The following is a 23,068-nucleotide window of genomic DNA, read 5'->3' on the forward strand; positions in this document are numbered from 1 at the left end:
ATGAAGTATATCAACATGGATGACCTGACAACCGTCATACAAAATCGGTTGCTGGTTGAAAGTATCGAAAAAGATGAAGAAGTCTTGGATGGAATTGAAGACCTTGTCATCAGTGAAGTATCTGCTTACATAAGCGGTCGTTATGACGTGAAAAAGATATTCGGTGTTCCTCCGATACGGACAGGGTTATTAATCCGGATAATATCCTGTATTACCGCCTTTCGTGCAGTAAGCCGGAATGCAGCCCGCAAAACGGGAAATAACCCGTTATCAGATATGAGCGACTGGGCTGACCTTATGCTTGCCAAGTTACGCGACGGGATCATGTCGCTGCCTCCTGAAATTCCTTTGATAACGGACGAGGAAGGTAATGTAGAATCTCCCATTCTGTTTGGTCACACACGGAACAATGGATGGTTTCTTTAAATAGTTTTTAAACCGCTTTTAAAAGGTATGTTATGTATAAGAAGTTAAGAGAAATATTCAGCTGGTTTCAGCAGAAAGCCATTCGTCGAATGAGTCTGAAAAATGTACTTAATGAGTATTATTTTCGGATGGATAGCAGTGGGACACAATCTTCGTCAGGTGCTGCTTATAAACGACAGGCTATCGTCTACCGGGAAAAGACCATTGATGACTGGATCATGGCGGTAACTTCGGCAACCGATCCGGATGATCCCCGACGTGGCTTATTATATCGGTTCTACCAATCGTTGTACAATGACGAGCATTTACAAACGACGATTGACAATCGTGTATTACCTGTACAACAGGCGGAGTTCAACCTTGTAGATGACAATGATAATGAGGACGAGGAAGCGAAGAAATTGCTGGATCGTCCGTGGTATCACCAATTAATCCGGATATGTTTTTTACACCAGATGCAGGGAGTCTCACTTGCCGACATTTCCCACCTTGATGAAAACTTGGAAATCAGCCATGTGGAAGAAGTTCCCATGTCCAACTATATCCCGCAACAGATGATAATCGTCAAGGAAGAGTCAGACAAAACCGGATGGTCATATAAGGACGGGGCACTTGAACCGTATTACGTTCAGTTCGGGAGTGCGTGGGCTTTGGGCATGTTGAATGAACTGGCAATTATCATGCTTGCCAAAAAACTGGGCTTAGGCTCGTGGATGAATTACATTGAGAAATACGGCATTCCGCCCGTCTTCGTTACTTCAGACAGACAGGATAAAAAACGTTTGGACGAATTATTCGAGATGATGTTGGACTTCAGGAATAATTTCTTTGCAGTGTTGTCCGGAAATGAAAAGGTCGAGTATGGGAAAGAAGCCGGTGGAAACACGACCGATGCCTTTTTACCATTAGAAGAACGATGTGACAATCAAATCAGTAAGCGTTTGCTTGGTCAAACAGGTACGACCGAGAATGGAGCGTGGGAAGGAACGGCAGAAGTACATGAACGTGTTGAAAAGTCACGGCACGAATATGATAAGATGCTTTTCCAGTTCTATTTCAATTATATTATTATCCCTAAACTGGTAAAGATAAGCCCTGTTTATAAGCCGCTTGAAAGACTGAAATTAAAGTGGGACGATACGGAAAGTTTGTCTATTACGGAATATATTGAGGCGATTAACAAACTGGCTTATACCTTTGAATTTGATCACGAAGAGGTCGCAAAGAAAACGGGACTTCCGATCATTGGTCAAAAGAAAAATCCCGGTGGTGAGCAGCAGGGAGGAACACTGCCGAATCAGCCCAAAACAGACCCTCAAAAAAAAAAGACCGAACCGGACGATGAAGCGGTAACGTCACCCGTCATGGAAGCAGGGGAGTATGATTTCAGCGGCATCATCGGCAGGGTGATGAAACAAGTTTATGAGCGCAAAGTCAAAACGGGAGATATCGACGAGGAATTATTCAGGAAGACATACGAGGAACTGAATAAAAAGGCGGCTGAAGGATGGGGAAAAGATGACTATGATGATCCGGAACAGGCGGAAGAACCTCAACGGATACGTGACAACTTGTTCAAGTTCTCCGGAGCGAAGACGTATCAGGAAATTAAGGAGATGAATGACGCCCTTTACGACGAAAAAGGCAAAAAGCTATCTTATAAGGATTTCCGGGAAAAAGCACTGGCGATCAATAAGGACTACAATGAAAACTATCTTCGGACGGAATTTGAAACGGCAGAAACAAGTGGCAGACGCGCCAGTGAGTGGCAAGAGTTCAAAGCGAACGCGGATATCATGCCTAACCTGAAATATGTAACTGCGGGGGATGAAAGGGTACGAGAGTCACATAGGATACTGGATGGCGTCGTAAAACCTATTAACGACTCGTTTTGGCTGCAGAACTACCCGCCCAACGGGTATCGGTGCAGGTGTTATGTCGAGCAAACGGATGAGCCTGAAACCCCTGCCACCCCTGTCGTGACGATACCGGATGCCTTTGCAAATAATGTAGGGCAATCCGGTGAAATATTCACTGTCGCTCACCCGTATTTTTCAATGCCTGACGAACACTTGGAAAAAATCAGGAAAGAGACGGAAAGAAGCAAATTATACGCTCCTTATCATCGTGATCCGGAGTCGAAAGTGATGATCAGCGATTTTGCCGACCCGAAAGACTTGGTGAAAAATGTCGAAAGCGCACGGGTGATTTCAAAAGAGCTAAAGATGAAAGTTAAAATCCGCCCACATATCAACGAGGACGGGGTAAAGAACCCGGAATATTTGATTAACGAAAAGCTGGCAGACCTGAAGAACATTCAGGGACTAGGCGGTATCAAAAACGGGCTGGACAGTTCACGTAAGCAGCAATGTGAGTACACGGTTTTTAACCTTGATGCATTTGAAAGTCTCAAGCCCGAAATGGTGCAGAACAAGTTGAATGGAATATATAAGCTATATGGGGACAAGTTCTCCGGACAGCAGATGATATTCATTTATAGTGGGAAGGCTGTGAAGGTATCGTGGAAAGACGTGAAAGCCGGAAAGGTTACCAAGCTCTTAAAAGAACTTCAGGAGTGACAGCCGAAACTGACACTCCTGAAGGGAGTTCTTGACCTGTTACAGCCGCGAACATTGCAAATATACAATTTTATTTTGAAATACAAATGGAAAGGACTGAATTACCTGATTTTTTCAAAGAATTATCCACGCTGGTAGAAGATGCGCACCGCTATGCGAAAGTTGCGGGTGTGAACTTCTTCAAGCAGAATTTTCGCAGGCAGGGGTTTCTTGACACATCACTGACACCGTGGGCAAAGAGATCGCTCACTATTGGTTCGGATCGCGGTGTATTGATACAAAGCGGAAAACTTCGCGACAGTATCCATGCAGTCAGTCGAGGAATAGACCGCATTACTTTTCAGACTGATCCGCTGTCGTATGCCAAGATTCACAATGAAGGCGGGTATATTGTCGTAACGGAGCGAATGAAGCGTTATTTTTGGTTTTTGTACATGAAATCGACCGGAACTATGCAAAAGAAGAAAAACGGTGAATTACGGCAAAATAAAGCCAATGCGCGGCTGTCTACAATGGCTTCCTTTTACAAAGGTATGGCACTCAAAAAGGCGGGCAGTAAAATAAGGATTCCAAAACGTCAGTACATGGGTGAGTCGGCTACATTTATGAAGCAGCTGGACGCATGGATAACATCGGAGATTGACAAACGATTCTCAAATATTTAATCAATATAATTATGATTTGGACAGACTGTTACAAAGAACTGGTTGAAATAATCCGGGGCAAAAATGAGTTCCTGGCATCTATCCCGGATGAGTATTCCGAGCTAAGGGAACAGATGGAAAATACACCAGAGATTGAACATATTGACATGTGGCATGAGCAGGTCAGTTTTCTCGATGAGGAGCATCCGTTCCCGTCTCCGGCTGTATTCATTGAATTTAATACACTGGGCATCGAGGACGAAGGGTTACTCGTTCAACGGCTTCACACACAGATTGATTTCCGGCTGTTTTACGAAACCTTTTCCGATACCTGTGAAGGTGCGGCAATGCAGGAAGAGGCGTTGTCCTTCCTTGATCTGTTGACATTGCTGGGGATGATGCTACACGGGAAATCGGGGAAGAACTTCGGCACGCTCCGACGTACCCATGTCGGACGGGAAGAGTCGGGGGGTGCAGGAAACTTGTACCGGATCAGCTTTGAATGTGAAATTATGGATTATACCACAATGGAACTTGCAAGCCATGCCGATATGAAAGACCGTGAAATGAAAATTAGCAATGGGGGCTTACCGGAGAAAGCGGAAGACGAAGAACCGTTGTATCATCTATGATACAACGCCTAAAAGCTAAGGCTTAGTTGACTTATATCGTCCTTTTTTGAATCAGGCTTTTTGCCCTCTTTTAATTGCTCGTAATATGATAAATTCTCCGATATATAAAAGATTCGTTTATAGATGTAGTTATGATCGAGGAAGAACAGGTCATGACTCATACGCAAAAGAACATCCTCTAAGCGGATGCGCTTTTTATCATAGAGATGATAGAACGTTTCTACCATCTTCCGGTCACGTATTTTGGTCATTTCAGGATTCCGCATAAAAAAACATTATTATAGCGCAAATATACGGATTTCCAATGATTTGTCAAAATTGAATATAAGCCTGCGGGGGAAAGGCTATAAAAAGCCCCCAGCCTGTTAGTAAAGACGCCAATCACATACTAACAAAATGCGAGTAGACGCACAGCCGGGGGCAAAGACCCTTGCTGCGTCTACTCGCATTTTTGCTTTATGTGATTGGCATTGCAAAGATAATCAAATTTGTATTATGAAGGTCATAGAGATACTAAACTTTAATCGGGAGCTCCTGAAAAAATTGCGGGATGCCGGAATACGGCTTGAGGATTGTCGCTATATCGATCTGTATGCGGATTATATGAAACTGTTAGGACATGGTGAGAAAGTGTCTTATATAGTCGCAGCATTATCTGACAAGTACCTTGTCAGTGAGAGAAAGGTATATAGTCTTATCAAGCGTTTCCAAAGTGACTGCAAAACGTTTGCAGTGTAAACGGCTTCATGTATCGTGCCGGATTGACAGCCCCGGAGTACTTTTGTCCCGAACTCAAAATTATTAGTTATGGGAAAATATACGTATAAACCGCAATATGGCGTTATCGTCATTTGCACAGATGAAAAGGAACAGCAGGCTATTTATGAACGCCTGAAAGCTGAAGGTTTAACTTTAAAGGTAGTAAGTGTATGAGAGTAGAAGTACGACACCATTGCAGCGATTTTGACAGCTATCGCGCTGCAAGGGTAAAGAGCCTTTTCAATGCGGAAAAAGGTTGTGATTGGGAAAAGGTAGCTGAATTGCCCATCGAGGACAAGGAATGGCAAATAGGTTTGATAGTCGGACCGTCAGGAAGTGGAAAAACCAGTATCGGAAGCAAAATCTTTAACGAGCCGATTTATGACCTTTACTCCGGTTGGGACAGTAATAAACCTATTATTGACTGCATCGCTCCGGACGGGGATTTTAATACAGTCACTGGAATGCTTTCGGCTGTAGGTTTGGGTGATGTTCCGGCATGGTTAAGACCTTTCAATGTACTGTCGAACGGTGAGAAATTCCGCGCTGGTTTAGCTCGCTTGGCTTGCGAACGTCCGGAGCGTGCAGTCGTTGATGAATTTACGTCCGTGATTGATCGTCAGATCGCGAAAGTGGGTGCAGCAGCATTCTCAAAAACTTGGAGACGTGGCAAAGGTAAGATTGTCCTTCTGTCCTGTCATTATGATATTATTGAATGGTTGCAGCCGGATTGGGTGTACGATACTGCGGAGGCACGCTTTTACGAGCGTGACTGTCTTCGGCAACGTCCAAGACTCGAACTTCAAATTTATAAAGTCAGGGGAAGTGTATTCCCAAGACTGTTTAAACAGCATTATTATTTAGACTTGCCGTTGCCCGTTGCTGCGGAATATTTCGTGGGTTTCATTGGGAACGAGCCTGTATGCCATTTGGCAGTAGCCCCCCTTTTCACAGCTGGAGCGTATCGCTCGACGCGTTTGGTAGTCATGCCGGAATGGCAAGGCATCGGAGTTGGTACTAAATTTTTAGCTGCAGTATGCGAATACCACCTGAAGGGGAATGGACGTTGCGGGAAAAAGCTACCTGTATTTTTCCACACTTCACACCCCCAGTTATGCGGGGCCTTGCGACACTCAAAGAAATGGGTACAAACGGGAGCCAGCCTTTATGGTTCGAATAAGGCGAGAAGTGCAAGTTCGATGGCAAAGTCCATGCAGAGAAAAGGAAAGTCCGATAAATGTTCTACCGGATACGGAGGTCATTTCAGGGCAGTACAGGCATTTAAATACATTGGGGAATATGATCATCAAGATATTAGGAAATAAGGACTCACAGGCTTACAAAATAGCGGAAGCCTGTGTACGTGAGAAAGGTCACCGCGTTTGGAACGAAAGCACCGGAGTGTATGATCTAGCCATTGCCCCGCTTCTGACGGAAAAGGTGTCGGTGGAAGTGTTGAAAGAACCGCTTTACGGGACATTGATATTTCACCCGTCACCACTGCCGTATGGGCGTGGAGCGTCTTCAATCAAATGGGCTTATAAACGGCAAGAGCCAATCACTGCCGCCACATGGTTTTGGGCGGATAACGGACTCGATACGGGGGATATATGCGAACAGGAAATAGTCAAAATAGACTATTCAGCCCGCCCGCGTGATTTTTACGAACGTGATATTCTACCCGCTATGGAAAGGACACTGGTACGTTGCTTGGACAACATTCAAATGGGATATATACGAAAAATACCGCAGGTGGAAAGCTATTCAAGCTATGACAAGCGGTTATAAACATTTTTAGAAAAAACGAAAGCCGTGCAGAAGAAAAGTTCCGCACGGCTTCATTATTGTTATTCGTTAATTCTTTTAAGCCAATTACTAACACATTTTTCCACTTCTGCATAGCTGACAAACGTTCTTTTTTCAACAACTACTAAGTGTCGCATTAATTCACTGCGAATCATTCCTGTATCATCCTTCCAAATGTTTATAGCTCCGTTATTTCCGGAAGAAGTGCACGCATATCCCAATTCTAGTGTCGGTTCTATATCGCTAGTATCGTTAATCCAATATGCATCAACTTTGTACTTCTTTACCCCAGGAAGCTTCTTTAATTGACAAAAAGGCTTTTCCTTCTTTACGAGTATATTCTTATTCATTTCTTCTTTATTATTCGTTATCTAATCCTACGCAAAATTCCTCTCTCGTCTCGTTCCCATAATTGGTATGTAGGGCATTGAGTGCATTCGTGATTTTGTCCGCTTCATCTGCATATACTTCACAATCCCACCTAATTGTAGTTTTAGATGGTAACTTTATTACAGCAAGAAGTGTATCTAAATTGTCAACTGCTTCTTGAATCTTATCTAAGCATTCCTTTCGTGTCATAATATTCCTTTCTATTCTGTTTTACGTTACTCTTTCAAATGTTCATTAATACAATTCACCAAGTCCCGAATGAATTCCTCTTTGTACTCTCGATGGTTGGTTATATTAGCATCCGTAGTGGAGTGTAACCCAGCAGTGAAAAAGCCCATATAGTCATAGTCCCACACGTCCAATAAGTAACCTTTTAGAGCAAGTTCTTCATGGATGTACATCAATTTGTTTACATCCCTTTCCTGATTAAGCGTTTCAATTATTACGCAACCCGGAAGTATATCTACATCATCTTCGGTTATCTTCATTATTATTCTTTATTGAGGGTTATTCAGTAGCCTTTTTAATTGCATCGCATAAAATATCATAGGCGGGTTCTTCAATACAAACAAACCTAAGTGCTTCCTTACATGCTCTTAGTAATTCAGGAGCAGCAGCTATTAATTTAGCATTCTTCTTTTGTTTCTTTGTTCCGTTCTTGTGTCTCCCCAGCGGGAAGGGCACAAGTGCCAAAGGGTATTCGATAGGAGTATCTTCTTTTATATAAATCACACCATCAGGGAAAAGTGGAGTTATTGTCTCAACTGTTTTCCATTTTATTAAAATGTCTTTTTTGCTCATAATTGTATTAGTCTTATTTTTGATATAACTTCGCCCCTGTTTTTTCTTTTACCCTCCATAGGAAGTCCGCACTCTCATCACTTTCTACCGTCAATATTACTGCGGCTAGCCCCGGTGTTTTCGGTTTACAGAAAAGTAAGTCACAGGGCTTGTCGTAGTAATTCCAGTAATAAATAAGTTCCGAGAGTCGGTCTTCATCTATTTGGATGATGAATTTAATAGGGGGACGTTTCATTTTCTTTTAAAGAAGTCTTATAGGCTTCTTCCATGCGTTCAATCTCTTCCACACATTGCAACCATCCGGGAAAGCCTCCGATGTTTTTGTCATCGATATAGCAATGGGCATATATCTTTTTCCCGCCTTCCCCATATTTGGCAACATTTTCAGGATCATGGTCATTTACACGGTCAAATGGTATTTTGCGTTCCAACAGCCAGTTGATGGCATTCAATAACTGTTCACCAGTACGGCACGTCCAAATAATGATTTTATGTCCTTCATCATGTAATTTCCGGAGCGATTCGCCAGCGTATGGCTGCTCCCCGTCAATAGCCGGGAATTTCCCCCGGCTAATGGTTCCGTCAAAGTCAACTGCTATGATCATAATCTACAAAATGAAGGTTCAATACGACGCCATACTCCGTTTTCATCACGCTTATGGAAATAGTAATTAGTTGCAGTTTTATATACCACATTGCTTTCTTTGAACAACTGCATGATAGCCGCATATTCTTCATCAAAACGTGACTCCAATTCATACAACTTGCTTATAGACTTATAGTCCAAATCCCCCTGACGGTTACGTTCGAGAAGCGTCATTGCCATTTGATACATCGGATCATCGACTCCTTTTTCTGAATGGGCTATATAATTCTTCAGGTAGTCAATCAGCCTTTCGGCAGCGAGATCGGCACGTTCATCAAAACTTTTCACTTTATTGCTTTTTACCTCCAGTTTGAAGTTCCCGTCTACTACTGAAAAAGTGGCGGTCTCTTCACCCTGACGCATACGGAGCTGACCGTATTCCCGCATTACGTTGCGGAAAGCCTTGCTTTCACCCACAATCCAATCATAAAAGCCCTGAACATCATTCACTACTGGCATGAGTTTACTTTCCACATCGAACATGAATTGATGCCTCAATGCTTCGTAGGTTTCTTTCCGCTGAATGGACTCTGTTTTTTCTTCCTCTTTCAGTTTACGCAACAGTTCTGCCTTTTCTTCTTTTGACAATTTACTAATATCCATACTATAAACTTTTAAATGATTAATTACAATTTGATTTTATATACTTCTTTCAGTTCCCGTTCCTTGTTTTCCGCTTCGATATAAAGCGATGACCTTTGGTCTACCAACTTCGCAAATGTATTGCGATCCATATTCCCAGCATACAATTTTTCGTGTATGGCATCCAGTTCACCGGGAATCTTGTCAAGCCGATCCAGTAATTCATTAATCCGGTTAATCCGGTGTTGTTCCGCACTAATATCCGCCATCTTCTTTCTTCTTTAATATTGATTCCAGCTTCGGTATCAACAGGAGAAGTTCTTCCCCGTCCAGTTCGCGAAACTTCTTTCCTGCTATCCGGACATCAAGGCAAAACGCATTTACCGCTCCCCAGTCCGTTGTGTCGATTCCGATCCGCTGCACTCTCTTCAGGACAGCCGACCTGCGTCTCCTTATTTCTCGTTCGGTGATAGTCAAATCCCGGTTTTCTTTTTTCGCACCATTCAAATAGCCGCAGAGATACATTGCTTCGCTGTATGTCAACTCTTTTGTGGTATTTGTCCGTCCGTCCGTTAGGGCTAGCAGGATAGCCCGCTTTTGCTCGTCATCAATGCCTTGCGCGTTGTATATTGTATGCAAACGCTTGATAAGGCTTTTACTGATAGGTTTCTTCATTTTCTGCTCCATCATTATCGCTTTTAATATTTTCAATCCAATGTTTTTGATACCCTTCCGCCCAAACTATGTAATATCCGCGTGAACCTCCTTTGCCACGTCCGATAAATGTTGCCTTGAAATGTTCTACGTATATTCTTTTAAAACTGTCACGTTTCACTTCATAAGCCGTTTTTCCTTCTACCTCGCGTCCGTCCACATGTGAGATAAATATGAATATCTTTCATGGGAACTTCTTGCGGAGGCGGATTATTTCAGGGGCTTTCGCTCCTCCCTGTTGCTCGAAGTACTGTATGGAGTCTATCATTATCACGTCAGGGCTACGTTGCTTAGACAGATAATCTTCCAAGTCATTTATAGTGGCTTCGTCCGAGTAGATTATATTGTTTGTCTTACTGCTGATACCTACATCAAGCACGGAGTTCACGAAGTCGTCACACGCGCCCATTTCCAATGTCAGATAAAGAACACGAAGCCCCATTTCATCAAATTTGCGAGCCAGTTGCAGAGCGAAAGAACTTTTACCTTGTCCCGACTTTCCGTAAATGATCCAGCAACCGGATCTTTCCGGACGACCGAATGCCAGATACCATTCACCATCAAAATCAATATATTCATGTCGGATGTCTTCTAGGTTCTTCTGACTCCAAACTTTCATGCCAATTCTCCGCGCTCTATTTGTTGTTTGATAATACGGTCTTCAATCATGCCGGACAGCTCGCGCAGATCATCGGTAAACCAAACAGATTTTCCCGGTACGGGTTCTTTTTTCTCTTTATTCAACTTGCCCCAAATGGTATCCTGTTCCTCCATATCGTTGATTCCGTTTGCTGCGCAAATGGCTTTAACATCTTTCTTTGTAGCCCCCAGCAATGTGATATAGTTACGGCAAAATCTACCGTCGATTTCATCATATCCTTCTATACGTCCAACATAACGTTTTATATTACGTTCCAGCGTCTCTGTTCCGGCTACGATAACTCCCAAACGGTGTAAAGTGTCATCATATAGCGGTATAAACGTGCAAAGAGCACTGTGCGCCAGTTTTCCGGCATCATCAAGGATTAACAAAGGAGATTTTCCAGCCATACGGTTAACGTGTGAAACAATCAAGTCCATAAGGTCATCGTTATCCATATAGCGTGTTACTGTTTCTCCCATGCATGTGGCTAACTTGGTCAGGAATTTACGTGCTGTCCACTTCCGGCATTTCAGGTATATAACTGAATTATCAGCACTCATGTTATAAAGGTCTATGAGGGATTGAGTCTTCCCACTGCCGGAACGGGAAGATATACACATCCATTTGTGATTTTTCTTAGCCGCCACGAATGCAGTACGTACCTGCTGGTAGCTGGTGACGCTTTCCACTACATTCCAAACGTTCTCATAATAATTAAGACCGGAAGCAATCTTTTCAGCGATGGAGTCTTCATTAGCTCCATACTTGCCGCTTCTGAATTGAGACATGGCGGTGTCTGATATTCCACATTTCCGCGCTAACTCTGTTGCGGATGATCCGCGAGTGATTAACTTCTCTATGTACGTTTTTAATGCTTGATTCTCCATGTTATATATCTTTTTAAATTGTTTTTAAATCATCTTGAAAAATTCATGTCCAGCGGGTTATAATCGTAATCGTCATCATCTCCGGTGGAAACCATTACGCTTTGCTTGGTAATACGCTGGGTTACTTCCGTAAAGTCCGCATCTGTGGCATCATCCCTCATTTTTGACCGGACATCCTTATGCTGCCCTAAACTGTCAGTAATCAAGTATCGGTCAAGGACTGTTGCCGCAGCTATTTCAGGAATACGCTGACAAATAGTAGTAATCCGTTTATCTACGTCTTTCACCTTTTCTTTTACCGTTTCCGCAATTTCATAGTTGAACTTGTCTACCCGTGTCCGATATTCAAAGTGCTCCGGTTTCTGATCTGCCAAAGCCATCGGAACTTTGATGTCACGTTGCAACATGTATTGTAATGTCCCAATCTCTTTGTCAACGCGACCGGACTTCAGGCGTTTTGCGTTCGATACAAGCACCTGACTCATATCGTCCGGGTCAAAGCGTACTACCCAGTCTTCGTTGTAATGGTCGCGGAGAGAAAGGTCGAAGCTGTCGAAGCAGATTCGTTCACCCATGAACTCGATAAACATACCCGAACCAGTAATCTTATTTGTGCGTCCGGTTGTTTCCCCCATGAGCATCAGATATTCCTCAATCCCGAAAGGCATTTTACGGACTTCTTCGGTACGTTCCCACGCAGCGAGGTAAGCATCTATCTTCTTTGCCCGTTCCTGCGCTATAATAGCCTCTAATTGCGCAATAACGGTGGCTTCATCCGGGATGAACTTGTGATTTTGGTTTAAGACTTCCAAATTAGGCTGGTTATCTTTTTCTGCAGTGATACCGAAGCCTGACCAATTCGCCTGTTTTTGGCAGTATTCCACATTCAGGTGTTTGAAATAGGGTTCTACTATTTTGGACTTTGCATTTCCTAAAGCGGCTGGTGTATAATACTTAGTCATGGCTTCATAGAAGGGAACCATCACCTTCTTTTGATAATTGTCGCTTTGTAGCTGTAAAGGCTTATAGCGGTTACCAAACAGCTCTTTGGTATGCTGCACCGCGTTTCGTAATGCTTCACGAATAAGAGCGGGTGATTCATGGTCGCCAATGGCATACCCTACCGGATATTTTTCGCATGCGTCAAGTACGACTACCATCGTTTTCCGGTTGGTATAAGTGGTGTACATATATCTCTTTTCCTCACCGTTTTTCTTTACCGTTTTGGGAGTCTTTTTCTGATAGAACAGTTCCGCATCCCATCCGTCCAGCGTCCAGTAAGTAAGTGCTTGTGTCGGGGCTTCGCGGTGTATCTGTTTCATGCGTGTATTTTTCAGGGCTTTACTGCCTTTGTTTCCTGCCATTGTAGTCAGAGCAAACTTTTGTCTCCAGTTCTCGACCGTGGTAGGACTGTCAATCGGCTTCCAGTCCATAAAGTAAGCCACCTTGTTATATTCCTCCATGATCTGAACATTATTCAGATTGTTATGCATACCGATTAACTTATGCATTACTGCCTGTGCGTCCTCATTTATCACGACTGCCGCGTATTTGTTGCCATACGATTTGTGAATGACACTGCGATAGCCTTCTTCCTCGCTGATCCGTCGTGCCGCTTCATATTGCTCGCATTTACGTTTCAAAGACTTCCAGTTCTTTGGTAAGTTATGAGGAAAAATATCACGCCCGTTCGGGTCTTTCAATGTTAGTAAATCATTGCTTAATTTGCAGAGTTTTTCCCAAACATTGATCCGTGTGCTTCCCCCACCTATCGAGTTAACTTTACGACCATCGCGAAGGGACAGGAGTGCATTCATTATGCGCACATTAAGGGTATATTCGTCAACCTTCGCAGGCGGAAGTTTCTTATCACCATCATAGCGGTATTTCACACTGAAAAACTCATAGGCAGCGTTACCGTAGACAATCGCATCTTCCAGTATGGACTTCTGTGTTTTAGTAGCAATTTCCGCACGGGGGTCACCTTTACGTACAATGTACTCTTTCTTTACGTCCTTTCTCATGGTTTCAAAATCTACTAGGGCAGGACATCCGGGAATACCACGACGGAGTACGATAAGTTGACCGTTCTTTTTCATTTTGTAGTATGTGTTTTCGTTTATGAATCCGTCCTCACTCCCTACTTTCGTTTTAGGGTTAAAGAGGATTAACTCATTTGCAAAAACGCAAATCCGGTTATTAAATATCTCAGCCATTATATTAATATTATTACTTGTGCAAGTTTCGGCACTGCCCCGAAATTGTAGCTGCTTCCCTACTTTTTACCATACCCATTGAAAACATAGGGGTATTCAAATTAATAGTGTTACCTGAAAACAGGGAAGTTCTGTACTTGCTATCCATTTACTTATTTTCCGCTCTCAATTCGCGTTCAATAACTGTCATTACAGAAAAGGCTGCTATTACAAAAGCCGCCCACATTTTTGACGAGGAAACTTCAATCTGATCTACTAATGCTATAGCGGTGATCACACCCGCCACAACCATTACATTCTGAATCATTCTAATCGTTTTCATACGCATATCGTTTTTAATATTGTTTTTAAAAGTCTATCCCTATTCTCCCGAACCGAGATAGTTTTGCTACATTTGTAGCTATAAACCAAAATTTATAAAACCATGATGTTTTTTTATGACTTAGAATCCAAACTTGCATCCGATCAGGAAATGTGCAAGAATATTCTCCGGGATATAAAATGTCCTACTCACAAACTAAAAGCCTGTATCGTTTATGATTACGACGACAACTTCACTAATGCCCATATTAAGAAGTGCTGTTGTCCGAAGTTTGCCAAGATAGTGTCTGATACGCTCCTTAAGGCAGAGGCTATCGACGTAGTAGTAATTGACGACTGTGAATACACTCGCTGAATCAGACAATCGTTTTACTGAAACCCGACATGTATCGCTGACCATAAAGAGTTTCTTTCTAAATCTGACATGGTTAGCCATACGTGTTACGTCTTCAATCGTTAAGTTATCACCTATTACAATGGCTTGAAAAATGATGCGATCTATACGCTTCAAAATCTTATTCTTTTGCATTACAGATTTTTATTTATTGCTTATTACTCCTGTTACATTGCCGTGAGAATCCAAAACTTTAACTGTACGTTTTAATTCATCGGTCACATCTATGATTTGTACCAAACTTCCACCATTAATCAAAGCTGCTTCTCTAATTTTACGAGCCTGTTCACTATTTCTACGAAATAAAAGGGCTTGACTTATATTCTGTATGCTAACTCCGAAAATTTTAGCAAGGTTTGCTTTCCCTGAAGCACTTAGTTCTATTTTCTGTCTCATATATCACTAATATTTAATATTTTCTGTATATTTGGGGGCTGTTTCAAAGAAACATGCTGCAATATTACGAAGATTTTAGTAATCAAGCAAGGAATTTGCGAAGATTTTAGTAGAAAAATAAGCTTTTTAACTATGATTTTAGTGACTACAAAAGAGAGATTATTACAATACCTTGATTATAAAGGTATTAGTAGAACCCAATTTTATGCCGATTTAGACATAAAAAGGGGGTTGTTAGACAGTGATAAAATGAAAGCAACAATATCGGATGTGGTTCTTGCTAAAATTTTAGTTGCTTATCCTGATCTAAATTTTGAATGGCTTCTAACCGGGAATGGTGAAATGCTAAAGCAAAATAAACTTGCTCCAGTAGAACCCTTTATTAATACTCGGTTGGACTCTGACGACTTAGTGTCTATCCCGATTGTAGATATATCTATAGCTGCTGGATGTGGCGGGTGTGACAACCCCGATAGTATTGAAATAATGGATACTATAAAATTACCTTCGCACATGCTTCACCGTGGAAGTATATATTATTGTGCTCTCGTTCGCGGTGAGAGTATGTCACCCACTATGCTTGACAGCTCATACGTTATTTTAAGACTGCTAGACAGATGTGAATGGGGAGATATAAAGGATCATTATGTATATGGTATTAGTGATCGTGAAGGAAGATCTTATATAAAAAGAATTAAGAACCGTTTTCGTGATCATGGATTTATCACATGTATGTCCGATAATGTAGATAAAGCTAATTACCCAAATTTTAATTTAATGGAGAATGAAATAAATAATATACTTTATGCTGAATGGTATTTATCAGCTAAAATGCCGAATTTGAACGAGACTTATTATGATAAGGTAAACCATTTGGAGAATGATATGGACATTTTAAAAAATCAAATGTCTCAAATAATGAAGAGTGTAAATTCAATAAAGTAAAGTCTACTCATTAGTATATAATGAGTCCCATGTCTCACCCATATAATAAATTAAGTGTACTACTTGTGATTAAATCATTGACATACACGTAGTTAATACATGATAACATATATCTAATTTTGTATTATAGGTTATAACTCAATATCAAAATCTATAATATAGGTCGTAACTCAACATAAAAAATCCCCAAAAAAGTACGGGTGTTAGACGGGTGTTATTCACATTTTGTTTTAAAATCATACGGGTGATTGACGGGTGTTAGTGCGGGTATGCTGATTTTTAACTATAAATTAACATCTATAACTTCCGGTATAGTTTAAGGAAAATAATCACTTCGATTTGCTGTATTCTTTTCATTATTTTGTATATTTGCAATGCAAAAAACTTCCATATAGTAACTATATAGAAGTTTTTTGCATTGTAATTATCTAAAAATAAAGCTATGGCTAAAGAGACTAAGGTTATACATGTCCATCTCATTTTCAAAAAAACAAGCCGTTTTTTTGGCTCTATATCAGCAATATATTCCGAATTTACTGCTGAAGAGATAGGTATTACGGAAGAAACCCTACGGCACAAAGGACTGACGGATGGTGTTTCTTTTGCTACTAAAAAAGCTATTATACAACAAGGAGTACTTATTAGAAGCGTGCGAAAATAGGATTTTAAGCCGTTATAACGCATTTCTATATCCAAATCAACAAAGGCTATACACCCAGTCTAAATGGAGTGTATAGCCTTTGTTTTGAGTCTAAAGCAGAAGTAACATATAGCCTTTCCTTCGTCTTTTTATTTCAGCCCCCTATTATTTCCCTTTTTACAGCACGGTTCACCGGAACGAATATAGAAGCAACGGAAGCAAAATAGAAGGAACGGAACTTTTTGTTTTCTCCCCAAATATATCGATAGACATTCGTCAATCACCGATGTATAGGCGGTTTCACGTACTTCTCCCTACACCTCATTCATGCCACATTTTGTATTGAGCCCCGTACAGGGAATGAGTTAATTAACTTGACTAGAAAGGATGTACATGGAAAGGATGTACCTGCCTACCTCAATATAGACTACATCATTGAAAGGACAGAGTTATACTCCACATACTTTATGCCTGAAACACTGAAAGAAGTACTAAGGAAACAGGTTAAAATCATTAGCTACAACTCCCTGAACTATGATGTATCTCCAGAGCAAAACATCATAGAGAAAACCAATAAGGATGCACAGAATAAACTAACAGACAGCAATATCCAAGATGCCATAAAATACATCAAAACATTATCAACCACAGGACAGTTGAATGATAATACCTTGTACTCATATACTAGACATTGCAGAAGTAAAACTAAGATATTCTTAGAGAGATTCATCAAGCTATATAGGTATGTTGACCTTGATATTCTGTTACATCAACTATGGGAAATTAGAACAAGTAACAGTGTAGTCTTCAAGAACCTTAATAATACAGTCATGTACTGGGCACTAGATGAAGAGCATCCTTTCAAAGTTGCTATAAGAAGATGCTTTACCCTTAATAGAAGTTATTCAGCAAATGAGATACAAGATAAGCTGACTCCCATAGTCCAGTATCATCTACACAAGGTACTGAAACCAAGAAAGTATGTAGTCTTATTGAAGGCAGTATATACCACTAGCAGAACATCTGGGAATAAGTATACCATCAGAAATGAGAATCCAAGAGGTTTTAAAGAACATACCGGCAGGATAGCTACCAAAGAGAATAACTTGTTAAAGTTATTTATGTTATAGAAGGTTAATATGTAATCAGATAAATGATAAGAATATTGGTATTATAGACTTTATTTACTATATTTACACTTGATAATCAGATGGTTATAGGAGTGATACATCTCTAATATGACATTAACTATCAACAGAAGCAACCTTAGGGTCAAATATCACCCTATACTAATTACCTTTAATCCTTTATTACTGTAGGTAATTAGTATGGGGTGGATTTTGACCCTATAAAATCAGAATTAATGACAACAGTTAAACAATTCACCATCATCCCCATTGAAGCTTGCAAATACTTCAAGCCCAAAGACCTTTATCTACTGGCAGGTCTGTATATTAATGCACCTTATAAGGAAAGAGAAGAATATCTGGTGACAAATACCACTTATGAACAGCTATCAGGCACTACAGGGGTCAGTCTTGATTATATCAAGGATGCCTTTATTCCCAGATTAAAAGAAACCAACTATGTTAAAATTGAGACCATACAGGAGAGCTATATGGTCAAGAGAAATATTTATCATCTACCTAATCCACCAAAGAATTTCAGGATTATATGGGCAGAGTTATTCAGTGACAGTTCTTTAAGTCCAGAAGAGAAAGGAGTTATGATAGGGTTATACTGCCTTTGTGTTAACAAAGAGTTCAGGATAGACCTATCAGACAAAGCCATTTATAGCCACTTGGATATGGCAAAGAATACATATAAAAAGTATAGAGACTTATTGATTGAGAAGAAAGTAATCTGGTCTTCTTATGATGTTCCAATGGCACTAGCATGGACTGAGCACATGGAATCTAAAGTCCTTCTGTACCCTCATTTGGGTCACGATACTTGGATAGACAAAGTTATATCACATGTATCAGATGATGATGAAATCAAGCATTACCTTGATAGTATTAATGATGAATGAATGATACATACCCCAATATCCCCTGTTTCCCCACCAGAAGGCAGGGGATTGCTTTATATGTACATAACTAATATATAACACTTCTTACTGTCACCTGATATATTATACTTCTAAATTTTTTATTTTTTTCTTCAATTTGATACTTACAAGTGCACTCTAAGTCACAAAGTCTCCCTCCCCTTACCTTAGGAGTGGGATAGTCCCCCTATGCATATTGGGGAATATTGGATTTACATTATAAGCTCATTACAGTTAGCTCATTACCCCACCATAGTAACTGAATCAACAGCAGCAGAATAGTCTGTCTGCACAACAATAAAATACAAGATTATGGAAAAGTTAAAGTTCTTAGAGACAGTGACAGTGAATGAGTTCAAGGCTCAAAAGGGAGTCAACAAGATTGAAATCAAGCAGAATCCTCATACAGGTAAGTGCTTCTTTGTTTATGGCTGTGAAACTGGTGCAGTAAGTGACAAGTTTCTCAATGGAGAGGTTACCAATCCTGTTATCTCTCAAGTATGTTCACCAGATACAGGTGACATGTTCTATATGCTGCACCAAAGAGGTGAAGGTGGAGCTATGACATTGGCAACTTTATGACAGGTCTCAATGTAGACCTCAAGGAGGCAAGTTTATTAGGACTTGCTTCCTTTTTTCTTTATAGACTGTGTATAACAATTAATCCTATTCAGATATGTTGAATTTAAGAGTTTCATCCAAGAAGCAGGCTAAAATAAAGCTTGCTCTACAAGGCTGTGCAGGTTCAGGTAAGACCTATTCTGCATTGCTTTTAGCTTATGGTTTATGTAATGACTGGACTAAGATAGCCATTATTGACAGTGAGAATGGAAGTGCTGACCTTTATGCTCACTTAGGTGCTTATAATGTATTAAGTCTAAGTGATAACTTTACACCTGAAACTTATATACAAGCTATTGAAATATGTGAAGGTGCAGGTATGGAAGTTATTATAATTGATAGCATCTCACAGTGTTGGGATAACCTGCTTGAATACCATGCAGGATTACAAGGTAACAGCTTCACTAATTTGCAGAAGGTGACACCCAGAATCAATGCTTTCATGCAGAAAATTCTACAATCCAATAGGCATATTATATGCACTATGAGATGCAAACAGGACTATGTTCTAAGTGAGAAGAATGGCAAGATGATACCAGAGAAAGTAGGACTAAAAGCAGTCATGAGAGATGGTATAGATTATGAGTTTACCATAGTTTTTGACATCAACATGAAGCACCAGACTATTGCATCTAAAGACAGGACAAACCTGTTTATAGGTAAGCCTGACTTTACCATTACACCTACTACAGGTCAGATAATACTTGACTGGTGTAATGATGGAGTTAATCTAGAGATGATAAGGAGTAAGATTAACAGCAGTAAAACCATTGAAGAACTAACTGCCATCTATCATCAATTTCCTGAATGGTATCAACAGTTAACATCAGAATTCATGCAGAAGAAAGCAGCACTTCAGGTACAAAAGAATCAACCAACTATTAACTATACCCCTAATTACATTAGATATGGAAATAATGCAGTTGCAGCCAGTCAGAGCTAATCTGATATACCCTAATAGAATCAACAAAGAAGACTCTCATGTTCAAATAGTTGAGCCAATGGAAATCATCAACACAGGTATTATGTCAACAAATCCTGTAGAAGCTGATTCCATAAGCACCAGAGAAGGTAATAAGTTACCTTTTATTGAGGCTAATACAAAGGAAGTAACCATGCAATACCTCAAGGAGGAATGTATTACACCTGTGTTTTCTAAGGACAATGAGGTTACTATATCACACTCCAGTTTCATTGAAACTGTATGGGAAGCAGCTAATAAAGTGTTCTCCAATGAGAGAATAGAAGAACCTGCCATCAGGGTAAGCCATGTTATCAAAGGTAGAATACCGGAAGCTATTCATAAGCCAGTGAATCAATTACTGGAATCTGATAAAACCATCTACTTTGAGAGAATGATGTTCTGTTTTGAGATACCTACCATATATGAAGATATAGCAGGCAACAGGCTTAATCTGACTATTGGAGGAGTTAGGGCTTATAACCATGAGAACCTCTACAGCAAGAAGAGTGCAGAGAAGTTTAAAGTGTTCATTGGCTTTAAAAATCTTATATGTTGTAACATGTGTGTCTCAACAGATGGTTACAGGTCAGAATTAAAGGTTATGAGTACAACTGAACTATTCAATGCAGTGCTGAAACTGTTCCAAGAGTACAATATAGCCCAACACTTGTATTATATGTCAGCCTACAAGGATTGCTATATGAGAGAGTCCCAATTTGCACAATTCTTAGGCAGATGCAGATTATATCAGTTCTTACCTGTAGACCAGAAGAAGAAGTTACCACAGATGCTAATGACTGATACCCAGATAGGATTAGTTGCCAAAGCATACTACAATGATGATAACTTTAGTACCCTTTTGGACAGCAGGGAAATCAGCATGTGGAATGTGTACAACTTACTAACTGGAGCTAATAAAAGTAGCTACATTGACAACTTCTTGGACAGGTCACTTAATGCCACCCAATTGGCAGAAGGACTTAATAAGGCTTTATATGGTGAAAGTGAATATAGTTGGTTCATTAATTAGTGTATCTTATGGACAGTATAATGAATGTAGCAGAGGTTCAATTGAGCTATAAAAGTAATGTCAAATCATCAACTAGATACAAGATAAATAGCTCACAGGATGCCTATGAACTATTGATAAAGTACTTCCCTGATGACACAATAGAATACAAGGAAAGCTTTAAAGTAGTACTACTTAATCAGTCTAATAGAGTATTGGGTATAGTACCTATTTCAGAAGGTGGAATCTCTGCAACTTATGTAGATGTAAGATTGATATTACAAGCTGCCTTACTGGCTAATGCAACACAGGTAATATTGGCACATAATCACCCTTCTGGAAGCATGAGACCCAGTACTCTGGATGATGTTTTGACTGAAAAGGTTAAGAAGGCAGCAGAACTCATGGAGATTCATGTAGCAGATCATGTAATCTTAAGCCCAGAGAAGGAATACTACTCCTATTATGATGAAGGAAAACTATAAATACTTAACCTTCTAAGGTCTACAATAACCTACCTTCTATTAAATCCATCCCCCTCTGCTGTTATTATACCATTATGATGGGAAATTTTGAGAATCTCACTTTGTTGGTATAATATATTAATAAGTAAGCAGGATAAATTGTATCCACTTCTATTTCTTATTATTAAGAGAAGTGAATACATTATCAATAACAGATGGTATTTTATTGTAAAGTATAGAGAAGTGCTGCTATAATTACTTAACCACTTGAGGTTCGGTGAAGTATGTAAACATGAATTGTAGCAATAGTTAGTAAGTTAGACTAAATTAAATGTTGATTGAATTATGTGTGAGATTATCTTGATTCTGGTAGGGTTTGTCCTCACCAGTATGATACTTAAGGATTAAGAGGTTATATGCCTCTTACTATGTGATTTTATTGTTGTTGATAGCCCTAGTTCTGTAATGGACTGGGGCTTTAACTTGTGTATATATGACAGCATTAGATATGATATTACAGTGGCTTATATTGATAGTTACTGGTGCTCTATTTATCAGTTTAGCATATAGAAAATGAATAATTAAGCTTACCTTTGTGCAATAAGGATATAGCCTGCACCTATGGTACTAATATGACTTGAAACCTATTAAATTATGGCAGTCAAATGATGAAGTATTACTGGAAAGTTCTATCTTTGCAACAGTATTAATTAAATGACAACTAATGAAATAGAAGTAACCATTCTATTTTCCGCCTTGACATAAGTTGTTAGCCGCCATATCTTTGCGCCGTAACCTTTAACAAAAATGATTATGGCAAAAGAAAAAGTAAACTATCAGGAGGTATATGACCTCTACCAGTTATGCAGCGAGACCAAGGATCTTCGGGAGTTCTGTGCTGATTATGGGGTAAATTACGACAAGTTCATGAACTGGCAGCGTCACCAACTGTGGAGTGAGAAGTTAGGCAAGACAGTCCAGGTTGAGCAGCCCAAGGTTGCCAAAGTCCAGATAACCGGGAAACCATGCAATAGTCCAACTGTGAAGTTGGAAGTGAAACAGCCTGAAGGTGAACCACCAATAAAATGGATTAAGTTACAGTTGGTGTCTGGCGCAACACTGTTCCTGAGAAACACCACCGTTCTTGATTTGAGCCTGTTGCTTAATAAAATGATAGGATGATATGCTTGGTCTGAGTGCTAACCTGAACTATTACCTGTTTAACGGTAATGTTGATTTGCGGAAAGGCATTTTCCGTCTGTGTGAGAGTATAAGGGAAGAAATGTCACTTGACCCGAGCGATGCGTCCAATGTATATATGTTCATGTCCCGGAACCGAAAGGTCGTGAAGATACTTCATTACGAACGCGGTTTTTATGTGCTTTACGAAAAACGTCCTGTTATGGGCAAATTCAAGAAACCTGTATTTGATGAAGTCTCCAGATGCTACCGGATACAATGGTCGGACATGGCTTATCTTACGGAAAGCATTGTAGTTGACAAGATGTACGTTAGTCCGAAAGGTTAATATTAACATGT

33 protein-coding genes and 1 pseudogene are annotated in these 23,068 nt (G+C 40.2%); 19 read left to right on the forward strand and 15 right to left on the reverse strand.

Annotated elements, in window-relative coordinates; all coding sequences use genetic code 11:
- From CJF29_RS16745 to CJF29_RS16760, 4 genes are all read left to right on the forward strand, one after another.
- Positions 1–426, forward strand: a complete 426-nt coding sequence (locus CJF29_RS16745) for a hypothetical protein (RefSeq protein WP_099147069.1) — start codon at positions 1–3, stop codon at positions 424–426.
- A gap of 32 nt (positions 427–458) precedes the next feature.
- The gene (locus CJF29_RS16750; protein ID WP_099147070.1) at positions 459–3,005 is read left to right on the forward strand and encodes a DUF935 family protein; all 2,547 of its coding nucleotides are present in this window, start codon (positions 459–461) and stop codon (positions 3,003–3,005) included.
- A gap of 86 nt (positions 3,006–3,091) precedes the next feature.
- Positions 3,092–3,670 carry a hypothetical protein gene (locus CJF29_RS16755; RefSeq protein ID WP_099147071.1) on the forward strand — a complete coding sequence of 193 codons (579 nt, stop codon included), beginning with the start codon at positions 3,092–3,094 and terminating at the stop codon, positions 3,668–3,670.
- 11 nt (positions 3,671–3,681) lie between these two features.
- The gene (locus CJF29_RS16760; RefSeq protein ID WP_004303269.1) at positions 3,682–4,281 is read left to right on the forward strand and encodes a hypothetical protein; all 600 of its coding nucleotides are present in this window, start codon (positions 3,682–3,684) and stop codon (positions 4,279–4,281) included.
- A gap of 8 nt (positions 4,282–4,289) precedes the next feature.
- Here the strand turns inward: CJF29_RS16760 and CJF29_RS16765 are convergent, their stop codons facing one another.
- Positions 4,290–4,547 (reverse strand): hypothetical protein, encoded by a 258-nt coding sequence (locus CJF29_RS16765; RefSeq protein ID WP_099147072.1) that lies wholly within the window; start codon positions 4,545–4,547, stop codon positions 4,290–4,292.
- Between the two features lie 229 nt (positions 4,548–4,776).
- Here CJF29_RS16765 and CJF29_RS16770 point away from each other — a divergent pair, with 229 nt between their 5' ends.
- The 4 genes from CJF29_RS16770 to CJF29_RS16785 all read left to right on the forward strand — a co-directional run bounded on the left by CJF29_RS16770 (position 4,777) and on the right by CJF29_RS16785 (position 6,828).
- Positions 4,777–5,019 (forward strand): hypothetical protein, encoded by a 243-nt coding sequence (locus tag CJF29_RS16770; protein ID WP_099147095.1) that lies wholly within the window; start codon positions 4,777–4,779, stop codon positions 5,017–5,019.
- A 69-nt stretch (positions 5,020–5,088) separates the two neighbouring features.
- On the forward strand, positions 5,089–5,214 hold the full coding sequence (locus tag CJF29_RS16775) for a hypothetical protein (RefSeq protein WP_004303272.1): 126 nt from the start codon (positions 5,089–5,091) through the stop codon (positions 5,212–5,214).
- Positions 5,211–6,365 carry a GNAT family N-acetyltransferase gene (locus CJF29_RS16780; RefSeq protein WP_099147073.1) on the forward strand — a complete coding sequence of 385 codons (1,155 nt, stop codon included), beginning with the start codon at positions 5,211–5,213 and terminating at the stop codon, positions 6,363–6,365. The genes CJF29_RS16775 and CJF29_RS16780 overlap by 4 nt, the downstream gene beginning before the upstream one ends.
- Entirely contained in the window at positions 6,340–6,828 is a 489-nt protein-coding gene (locus tag CJF29_RS16785; protein WP_099147074.1) for a formyltransferase family protein, read from the forward strand. Before CJF29_RS16780 ends, CJF29_RS16785 begins: the two co-directional genes overlap by 26 nt.
- Positions 6,829–6,887: 59 nt before the next feature.
- On the opposite strand, the gene CJF29_RS16790 is transcribed toward CJF29_RS16785, so the two are convergent.
- The 13 genes from CJF29_RS16790 to CJF29_RS16850 all read right to left on the reverse strand — a co-directional run bounded on the left by CJF29_RS16790 (position 6,888) and on the right by CJF29_RS16850 (position 14,047).
- Positions 6,888–7,196, reverse strand: a complete 309-nt coding sequence (locus CJF29_RS16790; protein ID WP_099147075.1) for a hypothetical protein — start codon at positions 7,194–7,196, stop codon at positions 6,888–6,890.
- Between the two features lie 255 nt (positions 7,197–7,451).
- The gene (locus CJF29_RS16795; RefSeq protein ID WP_099147076.1) at positions 7,452–7,724 is read right to left on the reverse strand and encodes a hypothetical protein; all 273 of its coding nucleotides are present in this window, start codon (positions 7,722–7,724) and stop codon (positions 7,452–7,454) included.
- Positions 7,725–7,743: 19 nt separating this feature from the next.
- Positions 7,744–8,037: a hypothetical protein gene (locus tag CJF29_RS16800; protein WP_099147077.1), complete on the reverse strand. Its 294-nt coding sequence runs from the start codon at positions 8,035–8,037 to the stop codon at positions 7,744–7,746.
- Positions 8,038–8,050: 13 nt separating this feature from the next.
- Complete coding sequence (locus CJF29_RS16805) at positions 8,051–8,272, reverse strand: hypothetical protein (protein ID WP_099147078.1); 222 nt, start codon at positions 8,270–8,272, stop codon at positions 8,051–8,053.
- Positions 8,253–8,642 carry a hypothetical protein gene (locus CJF29_RS16810; protein WP_099147079.1) on the reverse strand — a complete coding sequence of 130 codons (390 nt, stop codon included), beginning with the start codon at positions 8,640–8,642 and terminating at the stop codon, positions 8,253–8,255. Before CJF29_RS16810 ends, CJF29_RS16805 begins: the two co-directional genes overlap by 20 nt.
- On the reverse strand, positions 8,639–9,286 hold the full coding sequence (locus CJF29_RS16815; RefSeq protein ID WP_004303282.1) for a DUF3164 family protein: 648 nt from the start codon (positions 9,284–9,286) through the stop codon (positions 8,639–8,641). The genes CJF29_RS16810 and CJF29_RS16815 overlap by 4 nt, the downstream gene beginning before the upstream one ends.
- A 23-nt stretch (positions 9,287–9,309) precedes the next feature.
- Positions 9,310–9,534 carry a hypothetical protein gene (locus CJF29_RS16820; RefSeq protein WP_004303283.1) on the reverse strand — a complete coding sequence of 75 codons (225 nt, stop codon included), beginning with the start codon at positions 9,532–9,534 and terminating at the stop codon, positions 9,310–9,312.
- Positions 9,521–9,955: a hypothetical protein gene (locus CJF29_RS16825; protein ID WP_099147080.1), complete on the reverse strand. Its 435-nt coding sequence runs from the start codon at positions 9,953–9,955 to the stop codon at positions 9,521–9,523. Before CJF29_RS16825 ends, CJF29_RS16820 begins: the two co-directional genes overlap by 14 nt.
- Positions 9,921–10,139, reverse strand: coding sequence for a hypothetical protein (locus CJF29_RS16830; RefSeq protein ID WP_255299399.1), 219 nt, complete (start codon positions 10,137–10,139; stop codon positions 9,921–9,923). The genes CJF29_RS16825 and CJF29_RS16830 overlap by 35 nt, the downstream gene beginning before the upstream one ends.
- 24 nt (positions 10,140–10,163) lie before the next feature.
- Positions 10,164–10,598, reverse strand: a complete 435-nt coding sequence (locus tag CJF29_RS16835; protein WP_255299400.1) for an AAA family ATPase — start codon at positions 10,596–10,598, stop codon at positions 10,164–10,166.
- The gene (locus CJF29_RS16840) at positions 10,595–11,509 is read right to left on the reverse strand and encodes an AAA family ATPase (RefSeq protein WP_099147081.1); all 915 of its coding nucleotides are present in this window, start codon (positions 11,507–11,509) and stop codon (positions 10,595–10,597) included. The genes CJF29_RS16835 and CJF29_RS16840 overlap by 4 nt, the downstream gene beginning before the upstream one ends.
- A 29-nt stretch (positions 11,510–11,538) precedes the next feature.
- The gene (locus tag CJF29_RS16845; RefSeq protein WP_255299401.1) at positions 11,539–13,608 is read right to left on the reverse strand and encodes a hypothetical protein; all 2,070 of its coding nucleotides are present in this window, start codon (positions 13,606–13,608) and stop codon (positions 11,539–11,541) included.
- A gap of 265 nt (positions 13,609–13,873) precedes the next feature.
- Positions 13,874–14,047: a hypothetical protein gene (locus tag CJF29_RS16850; RefSeq protein WP_176553159.1), complete on the reverse strand. Its 174-nt coding sequence runs from the start codon at positions 14,045–14,047 to the stop codon at positions 13,874–13,876.
- 102 nt (positions 14,048–14,149) lie between these two features.
- Between CJF29_RS16850 and CJF29_RS16855 the strand changes: the two genes are divergently transcribed.
- The gene (locus CJF29_RS16855; protein ID WP_141561027.1) at positions 14,150–14,401 is read left to right on the forward strand and encodes a hypothetical protein; all 252 of its coding nucleotides are present in this window, start codon (positions 14,150–14,152) and stop codon (positions 14,399–14,401) included.
- A 183-nt stretch (positions 14,402–14,584) separates the two neighbouring features.
- Here the strand turns inward: CJF29_RS16855 and CJF29_RS16860 are convergent, their stop codons facing one another.
- Positions 14,585–14,836, reverse strand: coding sequence for a hypothetical protein (locus CJF29_RS16860; RefSeq protein WP_099147084.1), 252 nt, complete (start codon positions 14,834–14,836; stop codon positions 14,585–14,587).
- A 132-nt stretch (positions 14,837–14,968) separates the two neighbouring features.
- Here CJF29_RS16860 and CJF29_RS16865 point away from each other — a divergent pair, with 132 nt between their 5' ends.
- The 10 genes and pseudogenes from CJF29_RS16865 to tnpB all read left to right on the forward strand — a co-directional run bounded on the left by CJF29_RS16865 (position 14,969) and on the right by tnpB (position 23,057).
- A complete protein-coding gene (locus CJF29_RS16865; protein ID WP_099147085.1) occupies positions 14,969–15,781 on the forward strand; it encodes a helix-turn-helix transcriptional regulator in 813 nt (270 codons plus the stop codon).
- A gap of 442 nt (positions 15,782–16,223) precedes the next feature.
- The gene (locus CJF29_RS16870; RefSeq protein ID WP_099147086.1) at positions 16,224–16,442 is read left to right on the forward strand and encodes a hypothetical protein; all 219 of its coding nucleotides are present in this window, start codon (positions 16,224–16,226) and stop codon (positions 16,440–16,442) included.
- 335 nt (positions 16,443–16,777) lie between these two features.
- Positions 16,778–17,551, forward strand: a pseudogene (locus CJF29_RS16875) (hypothetical protein); the annotation flags it as partial.
- 233 nt (positions 17,552–17,784) lie between these two features.
- Positions 17,785–18,453 carry a hypothetical protein gene (locus CJF29_RS16880; protein ID WP_099147087.1) on the forward strand — a complete coding sequence of 223 codons (669 nt, stop codon included), beginning with the start codon at positions 17,785–17,787 and terminating at the stop codon, positions 18,451–18,453.
- 330 nt (positions 18,454–18,783) lie between these two features.
- Positions 18,784–19,053: a hypothetical protein gene (locus CJF29_RS16885; protein ID WP_099147088.1), complete on the forward strand. Its 270-nt coding sequence runs from the start codon at positions 18,784–18,786 to the stop codon at positions 19,051–19,053.
- A gap of 94 nt (positions 19,054–19,147) precedes the next feature.
- Positions 19,148–20,035: an AAA family ATPase gene (locus CJF29_RS16890; RefSeq protein WP_099147089.1), complete on the forward strand. Its 888-nt coding sequence runs from the start codon at positions 19,148–19,150 to the stop codon at positions 20,033–20,035.
- Entirely contained in the window at positions 20,001–21,086 is a 1,086-nt protein-coding gene (locus tag CJF29_RS16895; protein ID WP_099147090.1) for a DUF3871 family protein, read from the forward strand. The genes CJF29_RS16890 and CJF29_RS16895 overlap by 35 nt, the downstream gene beginning before the upstream one ends.
- Positions 21,087–21,094: 8 nt before the next feature.
- Complete coding sequence (locus tag CJF29_RS16900; RefSeq protein ID WP_099147091.1) at positions 21,095–21,550, forward strand: JAB domain-containing protein; 456 nt, start codon at positions 21,095–21,097, stop codon at positions 21,548–21,550.
- 792 nt (positions 21,551–22,342) lie between these two features.
- Positions 22,343–22,711 (forward strand): hypothetical protein, encoded by a 369-nt coding sequence (locus CJF29_RS16905; protein ID WP_176817105.1) that lies wholly within the window; start codon positions 22,343–22,345, stop codon positions 22,709–22,711.
- 1 nt (position 22,712) lies between these two features.
- Positions 22,713–23,057 carry an IS66 family insertion sequence element accessory protein TnpB gene (gene tnpB / locus CJF29_RS16910; RefSeq protein ID WP_004297053.1) on the forward strand — a complete coding sequence of 115 codons (345 nt, stop codon included), beginning with the start codon at positions 22,713–22,715 and terminating at the stop codon, positions 23,055–23,057.
- Positions 23,058–23,068: the final 11 nt, after the last annotated feature.

Source organism: Bacteroides celer, from assembly GCF_002632415.2.
In the GTDB taxonomy this organism is placed as follows: domain Bacteria; phylum Bacteroidota; class Bacteroidia; order Bacteroidales; family Bacteroidaceae; genus Bacteroides.